Annotated in this window: 14 protein-coding genes; 9 read left to right on the forward strand and 5 right to left on the reverse strand. The window is 72.6% G+C overall.

The window, feature by feature from the left end; translation table 11 throughout:
• Window positions 1–624: RDD family protein (locus tag IEY91_RS09540; protein ID WP_229696827.1), on the reverse strand; the 624-nt coding region annotated here is incomplete at its 3' end.
• 614 nt (window positions 625–1238) lie between these two features.
• Here IEY91_RS09540 and IEY91_RS09545 point away from each other — a divergent pair.
• From IEY91_RS09545 to IEY91_RS09565, 5 genes are all read left to right on the forward strand, one after another.
• Window positions 1239–3470 (forward strand): MMPL family transporter, encoded by a 2232-nt coding sequence (locus IEY91_RS09545; protein WP_164326755.1) that lies wholly within the window; start codon window positions 1239–1241, stop codon window positions 3468–3470.
• A gap of 109 nt (window positions 3471–3579) precedes the next feature.
• Window positions 3580–4170, forward strand: coding sequence for a hypothetical protein (locus IEY91_RS09550; protein ID WP_189173612.1), 591 nt, complete (start codon window positions 3580–3582; stop codon window positions 4168–4170).
• Between the two features lie 139 nt (window positions 4171–4309).
• The gene (locus IEY91_RS09555; RefSeq protein WP_189173613.1) at window positions 4310–6697 is read left to right on the forward strand and encodes a PEP/pyruvate-binding domain-containing protein; all 2388 of its coding nucleotides are present in this window, start codon (window positions 4310–4312) and stop codon (window positions 6695–6697) included.
• Window positions 6694–7617, forward strand: coding sequence for a hypothetical protein (locus tag IEY91_RS09560; RefSeq protein ID WP_189173614.1), 924 nt, complete (start codon window positions 6694–6696; stop codon window positions 7615–7617). The genes IEY91_RS09555 and IEY91_RS09560 overlap by 4 nt, the downstream gene beginning before the upstream one ends.
• 201 nt (window positions 7618–7818) lie before the next feature.
• Window positions 7819–8553: a fused DSP-PTPase phosphatase/NAD kinase-like protein gene (locus IEY91_RS09565; RefSeq protein WP_306309879.1), complete on the forward strand. Its 735-nt coding sequence runs from the start codon at window positions 7819–7821 to the stop codon at window positions 8551–8553.
• An 88-nt stretch (window positions 8554–8641) separates the two neighbouring features.
• On the opposite strand, the gene IEY91_RS09570 is transcribed toward IEY91_RS09565, so the two are convergent.
• The 4 genes from IEY91_RS09570 to IEY91_RS09585 form a co-directional block, all read right to left on the reverse strand.
• Window positions 8642–9268 (reverse strand): GNAT family N-acetyltransferase, encoded by a 627-nt coding sequence (locus IEY91_RS09570; RefSeq protein ID WP_229696828.1) that lies wholly within the window; start codon window positions 9266–9268, stop codon window positions 8642–8644.
• Window positions 9261–10007 carry a tyrosine-protein phosphatase gene (locus IEY91_RS09575; protein ID WP_189173616.1) on the reverse strand — a complete coding sequence of 249 codons (747 nt, stop codon included), beginning with the start codon at window positions 10005–10007 and terminating at the stop codon, window positions 9261–9263. Before IEY91_RS09575 ends, IEY91_RS09570 begins: the two co-directional genes overlap by 8 nt.
• A 187-nt stretch (window positions 10008–10194) precedes the next feature.
• Complete coding sequence (locus IEY91_RS09580) at window positions 10195–10992, reverse strand: arylamine N-acetyltransferase family protein (protein WP_189173617.1); 798 nt, start codon at window positions 10990–10992, stop codon at window positions 10195–10197.
• A gap of 70 nt (window positions 10993–11062) precedes the next feature.
• On the reverse strand, window positions 11063–12013 hold the full coding sequence (locus IEY91_RS09585) for a helix-turn-helix domain-containing protein (protein WP_373287913.1): 951 nt from the start codon (window positions 12011–12013) through the stop codon (window positions 11063–11065).
• Window positions 12014–12114: 101 nt separating this feature from the next.
• Here IEY91_RS09585 and IEY91_RS09590 point away from each other — a divergent pair, with 101 nt between their 5' ends.
• The 4 genes from IEY91_RS09590 to IEY91_RS09605 all read left to right on the forward strand — a co-directional run bounded on the left by IEY91_RS09590 (window position 12115) and on the right by IEY91_RS09605 (window position 17194).
• Window positions 12115–13080: an MBL fold metallo-hydrolase gene (locus IEY91_RS09590; protein WP_189173618.1), complete on the forward strand. Its 966-nt coding sequence runs from the start codon at window positions 12115–12117 to the stop codon at window positions 13078–13080.
• Complete coding sequence (locus IEY91_RS09595; RefSeq protein ID WP_229696829.1) at window positions 13077–14639, forward strand: carboxylesterase/lipase family protein; 1563 nt, start codon at window positions 13077–13079, stop codon at window positions 14637–14639. Before IEY91_RS09590 ends, IEY91_RS09595 begins: the two co-directional genes overlap by 4 nt.
• 268 nt (window positions 14640–14907) lie before the next feature.
• A complete protein-coding gene (locus tag IEY91_RS09600) occupies window positions 14908–16050 on the forward strand; it encodes an epoxide hydrolase family protein (protein ID WP_189173619.1) in 1143 nt (380 codons plus the stop codon).
• A 130-nt stretch (window positions 16051–16180) separates the two neighbouring features.
• Window positions 16181–17194, forward strand: a complete 1014-nt coding sequence (locus IEY91_RS09605; protein ID WP_189173860.1) for a hypothetical protein — start codon at window positions 16181–16183, stop codon at window positions 17192–17194.
• The last annotated feature ends 80 nt before the right edge of the window (window positions 17195–17274 follow it).

Genomic DNA, 17274 nt, shown 5'->3' on the forward strand with positions numbered 1-17274 from the left:
TGTGAGGTCCCGTTGGGGCCGACCGGGCTCGCGCCGGGCCGACGGCAGCATTCCGGTGAAGCCGGGAGCGGTCACCGAGGTGCCGGCCACGCGGTCCGCGAGCGACCGCGACGAGCGCGAGAACACCGGGAGCGCGTTGAGCGTGAACAGGGCGACCGCCGCGATCCAGCAGATGACGGACAGGAAGATCCAGCCCTGTACGAGCATGCAGCACGCCAGTGAGTACACCGCCACGTCGGCGGCCGTGGTCACGGCGGCACGCAGCGCCGTGCGCGACCGCGTGTTCGGTGTGACGCGCAGTCCCATCACGGCCTTGCCCAGTGTGCGCCCGGTGAAGTTGAGCGTGAGCCACTGGTACAGGAACGTCACGAGGACCAGGGCCAGGAAGCCCTGCTGGATGTAGCCGACCGCGTCCCGCCACAGCGAGTCGACGAGGTCGTCGGTGGCACCCTGGGCATCGCCCCCGGACTTGACGAACTGCCAGCTGCCCTTGGTGACCAGCTCGGGCACGTCCGTGATGAGGGTGCCGATGCGGTTGAAGGTCAGGACCGCGAGCAGCCAGGCCGCCGCGACCACCAATGCGAAGTCAATGAGCCAGGCGCCGAAGCGCCGCAACTGCGGCACAGATGTTCCCCCAAGACTGCTACCCCCCGGTCTGACTGCGGTTCACGGTAGCAACAGCGGAGCCCGGTCACACACGTTCTCTTGAGACGATCTCGCGTTTTCGCCACCGCCAACTCCGGTGCAGGTTCCGGGAACCATCGGCTTCCGGGAACCACCGGCATCCGTGACCGGAAGAACACACTGCGTGACTGCTCATGTGTCGCGGGCGGGCGCGACCCGTAGGGGAGCCTGGCCCTGCTCCGTGGCGGCCCGAGCGTCAGCGGAATGGCACGTTCAGTGCAGGCGCCCTTCAGGTTCGGTGATCAACTACGGGGATTCTGTCGCGAATCGCCCCGTATTAGGGGTGAATTGACCCCCGCGAGACGCAGCTCACACGCGCCCTCTTCCCCCGGTACATGAGATCTACACCCATTCAGCCCGTCTCCTACCCGAGGATGAGGGGCCTCTCTCATGACTACACCGGTCGTGGGCCGATAGTCCGGCCCGCAGTCTGACTTCCGCGCCCCAACCGGACGGCACGATGGAGGGGATCCTGAAGACCTGTACCGACGAGCATCACCGTGCCGCCGGATGGTCACCCTTGCCTGCCAATCCCGACGGGGGTCTCTTTCGCCGTGGCTACGTTCCTCTACAAGCTAGGCCGTCTCGCCTTCAGACGACGCTGGTGGATGGCGCTCATATGGGTGCTGCTCTTCGTCGGCGCAGGCTTCGCCGCCTCGGCAGCCCCCGCAGCACCCGCCGACACGTTCTCCATGCCCGGCACGGAGTCGCAGAAGGCCTTCGACCTGCTCGACGAGCGGTTCCCGCAGACCAAGTCCGACGGTGCCACCGCCCGCGTGGTGGTCCGTGCCCCCGACGGCGAGAAGATCACCGCCTCGGAGAACAAGGCCAAGGTCGACAAGCTCGTCGGTGCCCTGGGCAAGGGCGCGAAGGTCTCCAAGGTCGACGACCCGTTCAAGTCGGGCACCGTCAGCAAGGACAAGACCACCGCTTACGCCACCGTGTCGTACAAGGTCACCGGCACGGAGCTGAGTGACAAGAACAAGGACGCGCTGGACAAGCTCCTCGAGGACACCCGCAAGGACGGCCTGACCGTCGAGGCGGGCGGTGACGCCGTTGCCACCGAGCAGTCGATGGGCGGCAGCGCCGAGATGATCGGCATCGCGATCTCCGCGGTGGTCCTGCTCATCACCTTCGGTTCGCTGATCGCCGCGGGCATGCCCATCCTCACCGCGCTCATCGGTGTCGGCATCGGCATCTCCAGCATCACGGCGCTCGCCAGCACCCTGGAGCTGTCCAGCACCACCTCGACGCTCGCCATGATGATCGGGCTCGCGGTCGGCATCGACTACGCGCTGTTCATCGTGTCGCGCTACCGGGCCGAGATCGCCGAAGGACGCGAACCGGAGGACGCGGTGGGTCGCGCGGTCGGCACGGCCGGGTCCGCCGTCGTCTTCGCCGGACTCACCGTCGTCATCGCACTCTCCGGACTCGCGGTCGTCAACATCCCGCTGCTCACCAAGATGGGCCTCGCCGCGGCCGGCACGGTCGTGATCGCCGTACTGATCGCGCTCACCCTGATCCCGGCGCTGCTCGGCTTCGGCCGCCGCAAGGTGCTGCGCCGCAAGGACCGCAAGAAGCCCTTCGGCACGTCGTTCGCCGACCCGCACGCCAAGCCGAAGCTCGGCACCCGCTGGGCCCGGTTCGTGCTGCGCCGCCCGCTGGTCGTGCTGCTCTTCGCCGTCGTCGGCCTCGGTGCCATCGCCGCCCCGGCCGCCAAGCTGGAGCTCGGCCTGCCCGACGAGGGCACGTTCGCGACGGACACCACCCAGCGCAAGGCGTACGACATGCTGTCGGACTCCTTCGGCAAGGGCTTCAACGGTCCGCTCACGGTCGTCGTCGACAAGGACGGCAAGGGCGCGGCGACCGCCGCGAAGGACGTCGGCGAGGCGCTCAAGAAGTTCAACGGCGTCGTCAGCGTCACCCCGGCCGCGCCGAACAAGGAAGACAACACGGCGACGATGACCGCCGTGCCGAAGACAGGACCGAGTGACGCCGACACCGAGAAGCTGGTCAAGCAGATCCGCTCGGACATCAGCGACGTCGAGTCCAAGACCGGGACCGAGGTCCTGATCACCGGCGCGACGGCCATGACGATCGACTTCTCGCAGACCCTCGACGACGCCCTGATCCCGTACCTGGCTCTCGTCGTCGGCCTGGCCTTCCTGCTCCTGATGCTGGTGTTCCGCTCCATCCTGGTTCCGCTGAAGGCGGCCCTGGGCTTCCTCCTCTCGGTGCTCGCGGCGCTCGGCGCGGTCGTGGCGGTCTTCCAGCAGGGCCACCTCGCGAGCGTCTTCGGTGTCGACCAGCCGGGTCCGATCATGAGCATGATGCCGATCTTCATGATCGGTGTGGTGTTCGGTCTCGCGATGGACTACGAGGTCTTCCTCGTCACGCGCATGCGTGAGGCGTACGTCCACGGGGCGCGCCCCGGCGAGGCCGTGGTCACCGGCTTCACCCACAGCGGTCGCGTCGTCGCCGCGGCGGCGGTCATCATGATCAGCGTCTTCTCCGGCTTCATCATGGAGAACGACGACATGATCAAGATGATGGGCTTCGGCCTCGCGTCGGCCGTCCTCTTCGACGCCTTCGTGGTCCGCATGGCGATCGTGCCCGCGGTGCTCGCGCTGCTCGGCAAGTCCGCCTGGTGGCTGCCGCGCTGGCTCAACGCGATCCTGCCCAACGTGGACGTGGAGGGCGAGAAGCTGCACAAGCAGCTCGGTGACGTGAACGGCGGAGCCGCGCCGTACTCCGACCCGGAGCGCGAGCTGCAGAACGTGCGCTGACCCGTCAGTGACAAGGCGGCCCGGTGACCTTCTCGGTCACCGGGCCGCCTTGCTGTGCGCCCGCGGCCCCGCTGGTGGAGACTGTCCTGGTCGCAACCTCGGAGGTGCCTTGCTGTTCACCCAGGACGCCCTGGCCCGGATCGCCGCGGGCGAAGTCGATCTGGCCTTCCGGCGCTGGCGCAGGCCCGCCGTCCGGCCCGGCACCGCGCTGCGTACCGCGGTCGGAGTACTCGCCGTCGAAGCGGTGGACGCCGTGGACGAGGTCGCCGTGAGCGACAAGGACGCGCGCCGCGCCGGATACCCCGACCGCGCGCACCTGCTCGCCGACCAGCGCCCCGGCGCCGACCGCACCCTCTACCGCGTCACCCTCCGCCCGGCGGGCGACGACCCCCGCGTCGGCCTCAGGCAGGACACGGACCTCTCCGCCGCCGAACTCGACGACATCGCCGCAGCCCTCGCCCGCATGGACGCCCGCAGCGGCCACGGCCCGTGGACCACCGCCACCCTCGAACTGATCGCCGCCCACCCCGCCGTCCGCGCCGCCGACCTGGCCGCCCGGATGGACCGCGAACGGCTCCCCTTCAAGGCGGACGTACGCAAGCTCAAGGAGCGCGGCCTTACCGAGAGCCTCGACGTGGGCTACCGGCTCTCGCCGCGCGGACGCCTGGTCCTTGACCATCTGCGCGGCCTGTCCGGCTGATCGCGCCTGTCCGGCTGATTCGGCCTATTTCGTACGTCGTCGGGCTCAACTTCAGCGCGATGTCACGCGTCCGTGCTAAGGGCTGGACGGTTTCAGGGCCCGATCGCCAGGTCCTCGTCCCGCGCGGAGGAGGTTGTCCATGACCGGATTCGACGCGGACGGGCACGCGGTGATCACCCTGGACGCCGGGCAGGCGCGGGACGCCCGGATCGCCGGCGCGAAGGCCGCCCACCTGGCACGGGCCGCGAGAGCGGGACTGCCCGTCCTGCCGGGATTCGTCGTGGTGCCGGCCGCGGTGGCGCCCGGGGCGCCACGCGGAGAGGTCGAACTCCGGCGCGCCTGGGGCGAGTTGAGCGGCGAAGGTGCCCTGTCGGTCGTCGTGCGGTCCTCCTCCGTGCACGAGGACGGCACCGAGTCGTCCATGGCGGGACTCTTCGAGACGGTCCTCGACGTCCGGGACTGGGAGGCGTTCACCGACGCCGTGCGGCGGGTGCTGCGTTCGGCGCGGCGCGTCCCCGTACGGCAGTTGGCGGGGAGTGCGAACGAAGCGGGCACGGAAGCGGGCGAGAGCGGCGCGTCCCCGTGGGAGGCGGGCGGTGACGGCATGGCCGTGCTCGTGCAGCCCATGGTGCGGGCCGTCGCGGGCGGGGTGATGTTCGGCGCCGACCCGCTCGCGGGGCGCCACGACCGGATGCTCGTCAGCGCCGTGCCCGGCGGCCCCGACCGCCTTGTCGACGGAAGCGTCCAGGGCGTGCGGTATCAACTCACGCGCCACGCCCGCCTGATGGGCACCGAACCCGCTGAGCCGCGCGGCACCCGCCTGCTCGACCGCGTACGGCTGCGCCGCCTCGCGCGTCTGGCGCGGCTCGCGCAGCGGGAGTTCGGCGGCCCGCAGGACATCGAGTTCGGCTTCGACGCCGACGACCGGCTGTGGCTGTTCCAGACCCGCCCCATCACGGCGATGCCCGCCGTGCCGCCGCGCCGCGCCCGGCTGCTCGGGCCGGGGCCGGTGGCCGAGACCTTCCCCGGCGTCCTGCAGCCGCTGGAGGAGGACCTCTGGCTGGCCCCCATGTCGTACGGCCTCACCCTCGCCCTGGACGTCACGGGCTCGGCCCCGCGCGGCAAGCTGCGGAACCTGCCCGTCGTCACCACCGTCGACGGCCGGGCGGCCGCCGACCTGGGGCTCCTCGGCGTGATACCCGTCCGCCGCCGCGGCGGTGCCTTCCTCGCCTTCCTCAACCCGGCTCCGGGCGCCCGGCGCGCCGCCGCGGCTTGGCGGACCGGACGCCTGCGGGCCGCCCTTCCGATGCTCGCCGTCGACCTCATGGCCGATGTGGACCGCCACTTGAGCGAACTGCCCGCCCCTGAGGACATGTTGACGGGGCGTCTGTTCGCCGCCGTGTCCTGGGGGCGCACGGTCCTGGCGCCGCTGCACGCACAGGAGTCCCTGGCCGGCGCCCTGTTGCCGCAGCGCTCGGGCGCCACGGCCGTCGGTGAGGCGCTGGCCGTGCTGTCCGAGGCGCGCGCCGCCGAACCCGACGACGGGCGCCTCATCGCCCGGCACCCCGTCCTGCTGTCCCTGCTGCCGCCGTCGCTCGGCCCGCGCGCACCGCTGCCCGCCCGCACGCCCTGGGCCGGGGTGGCGCGCGGCGCGGCCGCCCTGCCCGCCCGCGAGGGGCTGCGCCTGCGCATCCGCTGGGTGCAGGAGATGCAGACCGGCATGGTGTGCGAGATGGCCCGCCGTCTCACGGCGGCCGGGCTCGTCGACGATCCGTCCCGCGTCCCGCTGCTGCGCTGGGCCGAGTTGACGGCGGCGAGCGACGGCGCGGGCCTGCCCGCCGACCTGCCCGAGCGGCTGCCCCGGCCGCACCGCCCCGCCCTGCCCGCCGCGTTCCGCCTCGCGGCGGGGCGGCCGGTGCCCGAACCCGCCGGGCGCGCCACGAAAGGCGCCGGGCAGGGCGCGGGCGGCGGGTTCGGCTCGGGCACCGCGTGGCACGGCGCGGGCGAGCGCCCCCGATCCCCGGTCCTTGTCGTCCGCACCCTCGACCCGTCCCTCGCGTCCCTGCTGCCCGGACTCGCGGGCCTCGTCGCCGAGACCGGCAGCGTTCTGTCCCATCTCGCCGTGCTGGCGCGTGAGTTCGAGGTGCCGACGGCGGTCGGCGTTCCCGACGCGGTCGACCGGTTCCCGGAGGGGACGCGGATGTCCGTGGACGGGGGGACGGGGGCGGTGGAGGAGGTGCGGGTGACGGTTGTGGGGGAGGCGGCCGAGCGGGGCGAGGTCGTGGAGTACCCGAGGGCTTCCTCCGGGGACGGGGCGGGCGTGGACACCCTTGGACCCGCGGCCGGAACGCTGTCACCCGGGCCCGGATCCGGCCCCGACCCGCTCGGCCCCGGGACCAGGGGAGCCCCGAACGCGCCGTCCGGCCCCCGCGGCGGCGGCATCCCGCTGCCTTCCGACAGCCCGCTGCCGTCCAACTGTGTGCTGCCTTCCGACTGCCCCGACTACCGGGAGGGCATGGCGTCATGAGGTACGTGAACTATCTCTTCGGCGGCCTCACCGCCGCCGCGGCCGCCACCTACAGCGTCGTCTACCTCACCCGCTGGGAGTGGCAGCGCGCGCTCATCTGCGGGGTGCTGCTCCTGGTCGTCGAGGGCCTGCTCGTCTGCGCGGTGCTCCTGGGCCGGATCGGCCGCCTCGAACGGCAGGTGGCCGAGTCGGGCCTGCGCACCGAGGAGGTGTGGCGCAGGCTGCGCGAGTCCGGCGCCGAGCAGGGCTCCGTACGGTTCCGCTGGCTGGAGCCGCGCGGCTCCGACGGCGCCCACCGCACGTACGTCTTCGTGCCCGTCCTGATGGCGGCGGGCGTGCTGCTGTCCGGCGTCGCGTGGATCGTGCAGAAGATCTCGGCGGCCACCGCCCGGCCCGGAGCCGAGCGCAGGCTCGCCGGACGGCTCACGCGGCTGACCGCACCGCCGCCCTCCGAACTGGGCGGGCGAGCGCCGGAGTTGGAGGACACGCGCGCCGTGCCGCGCCCTCGTACCGTGCGGGCGGTCGTGGTGACCGCCGTGGTCGCGGCGTGCGGACTGCTCCTGGCCCTGCTCGTGGACACGCTGTCCGACGCCACGCAGACCCGCCCCGGCCAGTCGCGCGGCTCCGCCGCGACCATGGTCGTCTACCAGGTCGAGCTGCGCGGCACCGACAGCGCCGACGCCCGCGCCCTCGCCGCACGCGAGCTGTGGGAACGGTGCCGCCGCTCCACCGCCGCCCTCAACGTACAAGCACCGCTGACCCGTTTGGGAGAAGATGTCTGGGCCGGAGTGATACGTCCCGCGCTGTCCGAGCACGATGTGATGCGGCTCAGCGGATGTCTTGTCGACACGACAGCGCAGCGCACCCGGGCGAAGGTCCTCGGCGAGAGTCAGGTGGAGCCGGCCGACCGCGACGGGTGAGGTGCCGGGGGTGCCGAGGGTGTCCGTGCGTGCAAAGTGCCTGGTGGGGCGGCTGGAACTGGTCGGTGGGGGTCGCGGACGCCGGTAGCCTGAAAGGCGTGGGGGTCACCCCCGTGGGGGCCACCCCGCTTCCCCTCCCCGTCTCCTTCCGCCCCGCTCCGGCCTGCGCCCGTGCGTACGCCCTCAGGTGGTGACCGTTTGTTGTCCGCCGCAGCACCCGCCCGTGCCGCCGCCCTCCTCGACTCCGTGCGCACCGCCGGCACCCGGGCGCGTAAGAGACTGAAACCCAGGCGCCCGCTCACGCGGCGCACGCTGAAAGTCGTCGTCCTGTGCGTCCTCACCTACACGGTCTTCTGGCTCACCTCGGTCCTCGGGGTGCTCGCCGTCTCCGTATGGGCAGGTGAACACGGGCCCTCCGACGGCGAGTTGGCGGGCATCAAGCACTTCCAGCAGGTCGACGACCGGCTGTGGCGCGGCTCGGCGCCCACCCGGGACGGCTACCGCGCGCTCATGGCGCGCGGCATCCACACCGTGGTGGACCTGCGCGCGGAAGACCTGAGCGCCGCCGCGCTCGCGCAGCCGGGGCGCGCCGGGCTGCACGTCGTCCGCATGCCGATCCGTGACGGACAGACCCCCGACGGCCGTCAGGTGGACCAGTTCCTGCGCGTCGTCGCGGACGCCGCCGGGCCGGTCTTCGTGCACTGCGGCGCGGGCGTCGGCCGCACCGGATCGATGACCGCCGCCTACCTGGTCCGCACCGGCCAGGCCACGCCCCGCCAGGCGGCCCTGCGCACGGTCGCGGTGGGCCCGCCGTCCCTTGAGCAGATCTACTACGTGCTGAGCGCCGACCGGTACGCCAGCCGGCAGCCGCCCGGCGTCGTCTCGCTGATCAGCCGCCTCGCCGACGCGCCCCGCCGCATCAAGGCGTCGCTCTGACGGATCGGCGCGCCGCCCCGAGGGGGCAGCGCGCCGAACTGTCCGATCAGAGCGCTGAACTGTCCGATCAGAGCGTCGAACCGACCGCTCAGAGCGTCGCCCTGAGCCGCCGCTCCCCGCCGCACGCCGACCGCGCGTCACCGCCGACGAAGCGCTCGTCGCCGGTCCCACGCGCCTTCTCGGCGAGCCGCTGCCCGTCGTCGAGGACCCGCTTCTGCAGGAGCGTGGCCGCGAACCGCCGACCGACCCCGCCGTCCTTCCACGGGTGCTCGCCGACGACCTCGAACCCGGCGGAGGCGTAATACGCCCGCAGCCGCGGGTTGTTGGCGCGGCAGTCAAGGCGGCACAGGCTGCGCCCGGCGGCGCGCACGCGGCGCTCGGCGTGGGCGAGCATGCGCCGTCCGGTGCCCGCGGGGGCGACGAGACGGTCGGTCATGAGGCGGTGCACGTAGCCGGCGGTGGGCGGCTGCGGACCCCAGGCCGCGGGGTCGTCCCACCACAGCTCCCAGGCGCCCGCGACCGGCCCGTGCGGGCCGACCGTCGCCATCCAGATCTCGCTGTCCGCGAGGCGCGCGCGGAAGTGCTCCTCGCCCAGCTCGCCCGGCTTCCACTGCGCGATGCCCTGCGAGATCTGCCAGCGCGCCGCCTCGTCCCGCAGCCGTACGAGCACGGGGATGTCGGACTCACCGGCGGACCGGAACGACAGCTCATTCACGCCCGGCCTCCGGCTCAAGCAGGTTCCGGCGCAGCGCGGCGACCAACTCGTCGTCGGCGCCGAGGAGATGGGTGGCGTACGCGCGCAGCGAACCGTAGCGCTCGGCCATCGCGGCGAGGAAAAGCCGCATGACCTCGGCGGGCGCGTGCGGGTAGCTGGGCCAGATCTCGCCGCGGTCGGGGTTCGCGGCGCGCCAGTCCTCGAGGAGGCGGTCCGCGGCGAGCTCGGTGAGCGCGTAGTCCTCGACGATGTCGTCCTCGGCGACGTCGAGCAGGGCGAGCACGAGGGCGGCGAGCAGGCCCGTGCGGTCCTTGCCGGAGGCGCAGTGGAACACCACGGGTCCCGCGTCGTCGGCGGCGATCACTTCGAGGGCGCGGCGCAGCTCCTTGACGCCGTCCTCCGCGACCTCCAGGTACCGCTCGGTGAGGTACGGCCCGATCGCGACGTCCGGGTCCAACGAGGGCTGGTCGTAGTAGCGGTGCTCGATGCTCAGGTTGTGGTAGTCGAACGACGGGTGGCCGGGGACCCGGCCCTTCGCCTCGATCTCCCACGGGTAACGCAGGTCGATGACGGTGCGGACACCCAGGGCGAGGAAGTGGTCCCAGTCGGCGTCGCGCAGCTTGCTCAGCGAGTCGGCCCGGTACACCTGCCCCCACCGCACCCCACGGCCGTCCTCGGTGACATAGCCGCCCAGGTCACGGAAGTTGTGCAGCCGTTGGAAAGGTATGTGTCTCTTCACAGTGCGCGAGCCTACGTCCGCGAGGGCCGCGCGCGCCGCGATGAACATCACCGCCTGACTCCGCGTGCGATTCCCGCCAAGAGGTCTGGACAAAGCGGTCCACGCGTGCTCCGTCCCGGTGCCCGCGCCGTGTCTTGTCGCAAGGACGCCGGGCGGGCCCGGCACCCGCCCGCGCCCCCGTGCACGGCTACCGTCCGCCCACCCTGACAGGCTTCGCGACCTGCGGGACCTCCTCCAGCGAGATGCCGAAGTGCGTCTCGTACGCCGTCAGGACCTCGGCGTCCGTGGCGAGTTCGGTGACCTCGCGCTCGCCGCCGGTGGTGACGGTGAGTTTCCGGCCGCTCAGCGTGACCCGGCCCGTCCCGGTGATCAAGGTGCACACCAGCGACCGCGTGAAGTGCGACTTGGGCGACGTGCGGTGGTACCAGGCGCCCGCGGTGAAGTCCTCCAGGGCGCGCGGGCGTTGGTCGATCACGTACTGCGGCTTGCCGTCCTTGAGGACGTCCAGGTCGCCGCCGGGCGCCTCCGCGATGGAGAACGTGCCACCGGGGTCCTTCTGCTCACCGCGCTCGGTGAGGTCGAGCGGCAGGTGGCTGTGCGTGCCGAAGCCGATGTCGGCGAGCCAGTCGCCGCCGTCCTCGGTCCGCACCCGCAGCGCCAGATGGTCGTACGGGATGCCCGGCCGGCCGCTGTCGCCGTACACCCGGGCCTGCAGCAGCGTGACCTCGAAGCCGAGCGCGGCGAGCAGCGCCGCGAAGAGGCCGTTGAGTTCGTAGCAGAACCCGCCGCGCCCCCGCTCGACGATCTTCGCGAACAGGTCCTGCTCCGTGAGGTCGACCTCCTCTCCCTGGTGAAGGGAGAGGTTCTCGAAGGGGACGCTGCGCAGATGAGCGAGGTGCAGCTCACGCAGAGCCGCCGTGGTGGGGGCGGCGGGGCGCTCGACGCCGATGCGCCGCAGATAGGCGGCTGTCTGTGCGGTATCCATGGGGCAAGTCTCGTCGCCCGTGCGGGGTGGGGCCACCGGCCACGGAAGGGGCGGGTCCCGTTCCCCGGTCCTAGGACTTCGGCCGCACCGGGGCGTTCCGGTCGGCGAGCAGGTCGGCGCGATCGGCGAGCAGGTCGGCGAGCAGCGTCAGGGCCGCGCGCGACGCCGACCCGGGGGCCGTGTGGGCGACCACGACGGTCTGGTCGTCGGCGGTGCGCAGGGCCTGCTGGGTGAGGGTGACGGCGCCGATCAGCGGATGGTCCATGGTGTGCGGCGTCGCGTCGCAGGGGCGCACCTGGTGGTCGGCCCACATGGCGCCGAACTCGGCGCTCCTCATCGTCAGTTCGCCGATGAGGGAGGCGAGCCGGGCGTCGTCGGGATGCCGCCCCGCCACCTCGCGGAGGTTGGCGACCACAGTCCGCGCCTTCGTCTCCCAGTCGGCGTACAGCGCACGCGTGTCGGGGTCCAGGAAGACGAGCGTGGCCATGTTGGGGCGCCTCGGGGCGTGGTCGGGGCCGTCGGCGGGGAGGTGCGCGGCGAACAGGGCGTGGCCGAGGGCGTTCCAGCCGAGGACGTCGGTGCGGCGGCCGAGGACCACGGCGGGCACGTCCGTGAGGGCGTCCAGGAGGTGCCGGGTGGCGTCGGAGAGGTGTTCTTCGGGCGGACGGCGCAGGCCCTTGTGCCCGCGTGCGCCGCTCGCCGCCAGGTCGTGCACGTGGCGCCGCTCGGACTCGTCCAGGCCGAGGGCGCGGGCGAGGGCGTCCAGGATCTCCGGTGACGCGTTGTGGGACTGGCCCTGTTCAAGACGGGTGTAGTACGAGGCGCTGACTCCCGCGAGCAGGGCCAGCTCCTCGCGGCGCAGACCCGGTACGCGGCGCCGCTCGCCGTACGTCTTCAGCCCGATGTCGTCGGGGCGCAGCCGTGACCTGCGGGCCTGTAGGAACGCGCCGAGCCTGCCCGGTCCGTCGTTCATGCCGCCCATGCCGCCGCCGATGCCGTCCATGCCGTCCACGCCGTTCATGAGGCCCAGTATCGGTGCGCGGCGGCCCGGGAGCCTGACCCTGCGAGGGCTAGGCAGCGGCGGGTGTGGCTGCGCCGCGTCGGCCGCCACACGCTGGCGCCATGAGCCCGACAACGAATCAGACAGTTGAAGTCGACCGCATCGAGCTGGGCGACGTCTCCGTCACCCGCGTCATCGAGTACTGCGGACCGGTCGACCTGACCCCCGAGACCTTCTTCCCCGGCATCCCCGCCGACACCTGGGAGGGCGAGGAGGCCGCCTGGCTGCGGCCGGACTTCCTGAACGGCGAGACCGGCGTCGTCCGCTCCGCCATCCAGACCTGGGTGGTGCGCAGCGAGGGCAGGACCATCCTGATCGACACCGGGGTCGGCAACCACAAGGAACGGCCCTACAGCCCGGTGTGGAGCCACCGCGACACCGGCTACCTGGCCCGCCTCGCCGCCGCGGGCGTCACCCCGCAGGACGTGGACGTCGTCGTCAACACCCACCTCCACGTGGATCACGTCGGCTGGAACACCCGCCTCGAAGACCGGAGTTGGGTCCCCACGTTCCCCCGTGCCGTCTACCTGATGGCCAGGGACGACTTCGATTTCTGGAACCCGGCGAACGAGCGCCGCTCCGTCCTTGGGCGCGGCAACCAGAACGTGTTCGAGGACAGCGTCGCCCCCGTCCACCAGGCGGGCCAGACCCTCCTCTGGGAGGGCAGCCACCGGATCGACTCCCACCTGCGCCTCGACCTCGCTCCCGGCCACACCCCCGGCTCGGCCGTGGTGACGCTGGAGTCGGGCGGGGACCGGGCGCTGTTCGTCGGGGACCTCCTGCACAGCCCGGCGCAGGTGCTGCGCCCCGACTGCAACAGCTGTTTCTGCGAGGACCCCGCGGCCGCGCGCACCGCCCGCCGACGCCTCCTCGGCTGGGCCGCCGACCACAACGCCCTGGTCGTCCCCGCCCACTTCGGCGGACACGGCGCCCTTGAAGTCGCCCGCACACCCAGCGCGTTCGCCGTCAAGGAATGGGCGCCCCTGAGCCGGGCGACCGTCACGGAGCGGATTGGTGTCGCCGCATGAACAGCGCGCACCGCATGCACCGTACGCACGCAGAGGCGACCACAAGCCCGGTGATCACCACGACGAACGGCCCGGTACGCGGTTTCGTACGCGGCGACGTCGCCGCCTACCTCGGCATCCCGTACGCCGCACCGCCCCTCGGCGCCGCCCGGTTCGCCGCGCCGGAGCCGCCCGCGCCGTGGACCTCCGTACGCGACGCGACCACGCCGGGCCCGACCGCCCCGCAGGCCGAACGCCGGCTCGGCGACCTCGACATGTCGCCCTACTTCGGCCCCGGTTGGGTGCGCGGCGACGACTACCTCACCGTCGACGTACGCACCCCGGCGGCACCCGCCGAACGGCCCCTTCCCGTCCTGGTGTTCGTGCACGGCGGCGGCTTCGTCGCCGGTTCCACGAGGGCGCCGCTGTACGACGGCTCGGCGCTCGCCCGGGTCGGGGTCGTCCTGGTGACCCTCAACTACCGGCTTGGCGTGCAGGGGTTCCTCGACCTGGCGGGGGCGCCCGCGAACCGCGGTCTCCTGGACGTGCGGGCCGCCCTGCGCTGGGTGCGGGACGAGATCGCCGCGTTCGGCGGCGACCCGAGCACGGTGACCGTCTTCGGGCAGTCCGCCGGGGCCACCCTCGTGGCCGCGCTCCTCGCGGATCCCGCGGCCGCGGGGCTGTTCCGGCGGGCCGTCGTACAGAGCGGCAGCGGCCTCGGCGCGTTCAGCCGCGAGCAGGCCGCCCGGGTCACCCGGGCGGCGGCGGACGCGCTCGGCGTCGAAGCCCGCGCCGAGGCCTTCGCCGCCGTCCCCGACGAACGCCTCGTCGGCATCACACCGGCACTGGCGGGCATCGACCTGCGCACGGCGACCCACACCGACCCGCTCATGGGCCTCAGCCCGCTCGGCCCGGTCCTCGACGAACAGCCCGCCCACACGCTGGCCGCCGCACGCGCCGGCACCCCCGACGTCGACCTCCTCGTCGGCACCACCGCGCAGGAAGGCAACCTCTATCTCGTGCCCCAGGGCGCGTACGCCACCTCCACCGCCGCCGACGTCGAGGCCACCGCGGCCCGCGCGCACGCACGCCCGGCCGAGCTCATCGCCGCCCACCGCGCGGCCCGGCCCGACGCATCCCTCGGCGAACTGCGGTCCGCCGTCCTCGGCGAGGCCCTGTTCGGCGCGGGGAGCCGCGCCCTGGCCGACGCGCACGCCGCCAAGTCCCCTTCCCGCACCCACCGTTACGTGTTCGCCTGGCCGTCGCCCGCCCTCGGCGGAACACTCGGCGCCGCCCACACCGTCGAGTTGCCCTTCGTCTTCGGTACGACCGGGCTGCCCGCGCTGTACGGCGACGGCGGCGTCCTCGGTCCGGTGAGGTCACCGGCCGCCGCGGCCGAAGCGGCGGAGCTGTCCGCGCGGATGCGCCGGGCCTGGGTCCGGTTCGCCGCGACGGGCGACCCGGGCTGGGACGCGTACGACGCCGAACGGCGGGCGACGATGCGCATCGACAGTGACTGGGCGCTCGTCGACGATCCCGACGCCGCCGAGCGGGCCGCCTGGGGACCGGGATATGTATAGTCGCCGTACGCCGCGCGGCACCCGTCCGCGCGAGCCCCACGAAGGAGGTGAGCCCGATGCGCACGACTCCACCGCGTACGACTCCGTCTCGTACCACCGCAGCCGACCGCACCGTCCGGGCCCTCCTGGCCGCCGCCCGCGTCTGAAACGCACGGCAGTCCGCACAGGAGCGCACCGCTCGGCCCTCCAACCAGAGACCTTTTCCGAGTTCTTCTCCGAGCTCTCTTCCGAGCACCGCGGCATTCCCGCTCTCCTCAGCGAAGGAACCATGACTGTCACGCCCTTCCGCATCGCCGTGTCCGACGACGTCCTCGGCGACCTGCGCGCACGACTGACCCGCACCCGATTCGCCACCGCGTCCGACACCGCCCCCTGGGCGGCCGGCACCGACCCGGCCCAACTGCGTGACCTCGTCGCGTACTGGGCCGACGGCTTCGACTGGCGCGCCGCCGAAGCCGCGCTCAACGAACTCCCGCACCACCTGGCCGAAGTGGCGGGAAGCAGCGTGCACTTCGTGCATCTGCGCGGCCGCCGCCCCGAGGGCGCGCCCGCGCCGCTGCCGCTGGTCCTCACCCACGGCTGGCCGAGCAGCTTCGTCGAGATGCTGCGCGCGGCCCGCCGCCTGGCCGACCCGGCCGCGTACGGCGGCGACCCCGCCGACGCCTTCGACGTGGTCGTGCCGTCCCTGCCCGGATTCCTCCACTCCGCCCTGCCCCAAGGGCCGTTCACCCGCCGGGGCGTCGCCGAGATGTGGCACTCCCTCATGACGGAGACGCTCGGCTACGAGCGCTACGGGGCGTTCGGCGGCGACATCGGCGGCGGTGTCACGCAGTGGCTCGGCGCGCTGTACCCCGACCAGGTCGCGGGCGTGCACATCACGTCCGCCGTCGTCGGCGCGGACTTCGAGAAGGAGCCGCTGACGCCCGCCGAGCAGACATACCTGGACGCACTCGCCGCGTACGACATCGGGGACCAGGGCTACAGCGAGATCATGTGCACCCGTCCCGACACCGTCGCGGCCGCCCTGATCGACTCGCCCGCCGGGCTGCTCGCCTGGATCGTCGACAAGTACCGCGACTGGAGCGACTGCGACGGCGATGTCGGCCGCCGCTGGGACAGGGACACCCTGCTGACCGTCGCCACGCTCTACTGGGCCACCGAAAGCATCGGCACGTCCTTCCGGCAGTACTACGACTACCACCTCAACAAGCCGCTGCCGCCGATCACCGTCCCCGCCGCCGTCACCCTCAGCCACGAACCGGCGTACGCCGGCTACCCCAAGTCCCTCGCCGAACGCGTCTTCACCGACCTGCGCCACTGGAGCACCCCGCGCCGCGGCGGCCACTTCATGGCCCACGAGGAGCCGGACCAGGTGGCCGCCGAACTGCGGGCGTTCTTCGGGTCGATATAGGCTGTACGTTCTGTTTCTTTCTGCTTCCGTGCAGCTTGTGACCCACCCCGGAGAGTAATCAGTGACCGTAGCCATCGTCGCGCCCGAAGCCGCCGAACCGGACGACACGCGGGCAGCGGACCCGGCCGCCATGCCGGAAGCGGACCCGGCCGCCACCCGGGAACTCCTGGAGCGCGACGCCCGCGAGTTCGGTGCCTACGCGCGCACCGGCGCCTGGACCTTCGGCCTGAAGGTGGCCCGCAGCGTGCGGCCCGGCGGACAGGCCGCCGGCGAGTCGCCGAAGCTCTCGGCGAAGGAGTTCGCCGAGCTCGCCGGGTGCTCCGCCGAGCGCGTCATGCGCTACTACAAGGCCTGGGACAAGGCCGCCGACGACGGCCTCGTGCCGCACTTCGAGGCGCTCGCGCCCGGCCAGGACGTCGAACTCCCCGACGCCGACGTCTGGTTGACGTACTACGTACCGCGCTCCAGCGCCACCTCCGCGCGCGGCACCGCGATCACCGCCGCCGCCGAGGCCGAGGGCATCCGCCCCACCAAGGCCCTGGAGGTCGCCGAGAACCCCACCGCGCTGCGCGCCGCGATCCTCGCCGACCCCTCCACCGCCCAGGCCGCCCGGCACGCGCTGCTCGACCGCCTCAAGGAGGACCCGGCCCTGCAGACCGAGCTGGCCCGCGACATCGCCCGCACCGACGACCTGAAGAAGGCCGTCGCGGGCGAGGCCAGGAACGCGGACCGCATCGAGTACGTCCGCAAGGTCGCCGAGGAGGGCCAGATCCGCACGCCCGCCGGGCAGAAGCTCGACGCCCCCGCCGAACTGCGCGCCGAGGCCGAGCGGCACCTGTCCCTCCTGGACGAGCTGGACGACTCCGAAGAGGCCGGCGAGTGGGCCGCGGAGGCGTACGACACGGTGAAGACCCTCGTGGTCGAGACCGTCGAGGCGAACCCCGAGCTGCGCGTCCAGGAGCGGCGCACGAAGTTCTACAGCAGCCTGCAGAAGGCCACCAAGGTCTTCGAGGAGCTGACCCTCGACGACGCCGTCGACTTCGACGACATCTACGAGGACGACATGGTCCAGCGCCTGGAGGAACTCCAGCAGGCCATCAACACCTGCATCACCGCGCTGCGGAAGGCGTCGGAGACGCGCTGAACCGACCGGTCCCGGCCGGGGCCCCTCGGGGTCTTCCCGGCCGGGAATGCGGAACCGGCCGCGCGGATTGTGATCAATGA

Origin of the sequence: Streptomyces lasiicapitis, assembly GCF_014646335.1 — a bacterium.
Classification (GTDB): Bacteria; Actinomycetota; Actinomycetes; order Streptomycetales; family Streptomycetaceae; genus Streptomyces; species Streptomyces lasiicapitis.

Coding starts and splice junctions, on each gene's coding strand:
- IEY91_RS09555 (WP_189173613.1), top strand. CDS start 4,310: ATGACCGGATTCGACGCGGACGGGCACGCGGTGATCACCCTGGACGCC.
- IEY91_RS09560 (WP_189173614.1), top strand. CDS start 6,694: ATGAGGTACGTGAACTATCTCTTCGGCGGCCTCACCGCCGCCGCGGCC.
- IEY91_RS09580 (WP_189173617.1), bottom strand. CDS start 10,992: ATGGATACCGCACAGACAGCCGCCTATCTGCGGCGCATCGGCGTCGAG.
- IEY91_RS09585 (WP_373287913.1), bottom strand. CDS start 12,013: ATGAACGGCGTGGACGGCATGGACGGCATCGGCGGCGGCATGGGCGGC.
- IEY91_RS09590 (WP_189173618.1), top strand. CDS start 12,115: ATGAGCCCGACAACGAATCAGACAGTTGAAGTCGACCGCATCGAGCTG.
- IEY91_RS09595 (WP_229696829.1), top strand. CDS start 13,077: ATGAACAGCGCGCACCGCATGCACCGTACGCACGCAGAGGCGACCACA.
- IEY91_RS09600 (WP_189173619.1), top strand. CDS start 14,908: ATGACTGTCACGCCCTTCCGCATCGCCGTGTCCGACGACGTCCTCGGC.
- IEY91_RS09605 (WP_189173860.1), top strand. CDS start 16,181: ATGCCGGAAGCGGACCCGGCCGCCACCCGGGAACTCCTGGAGCGCGAC.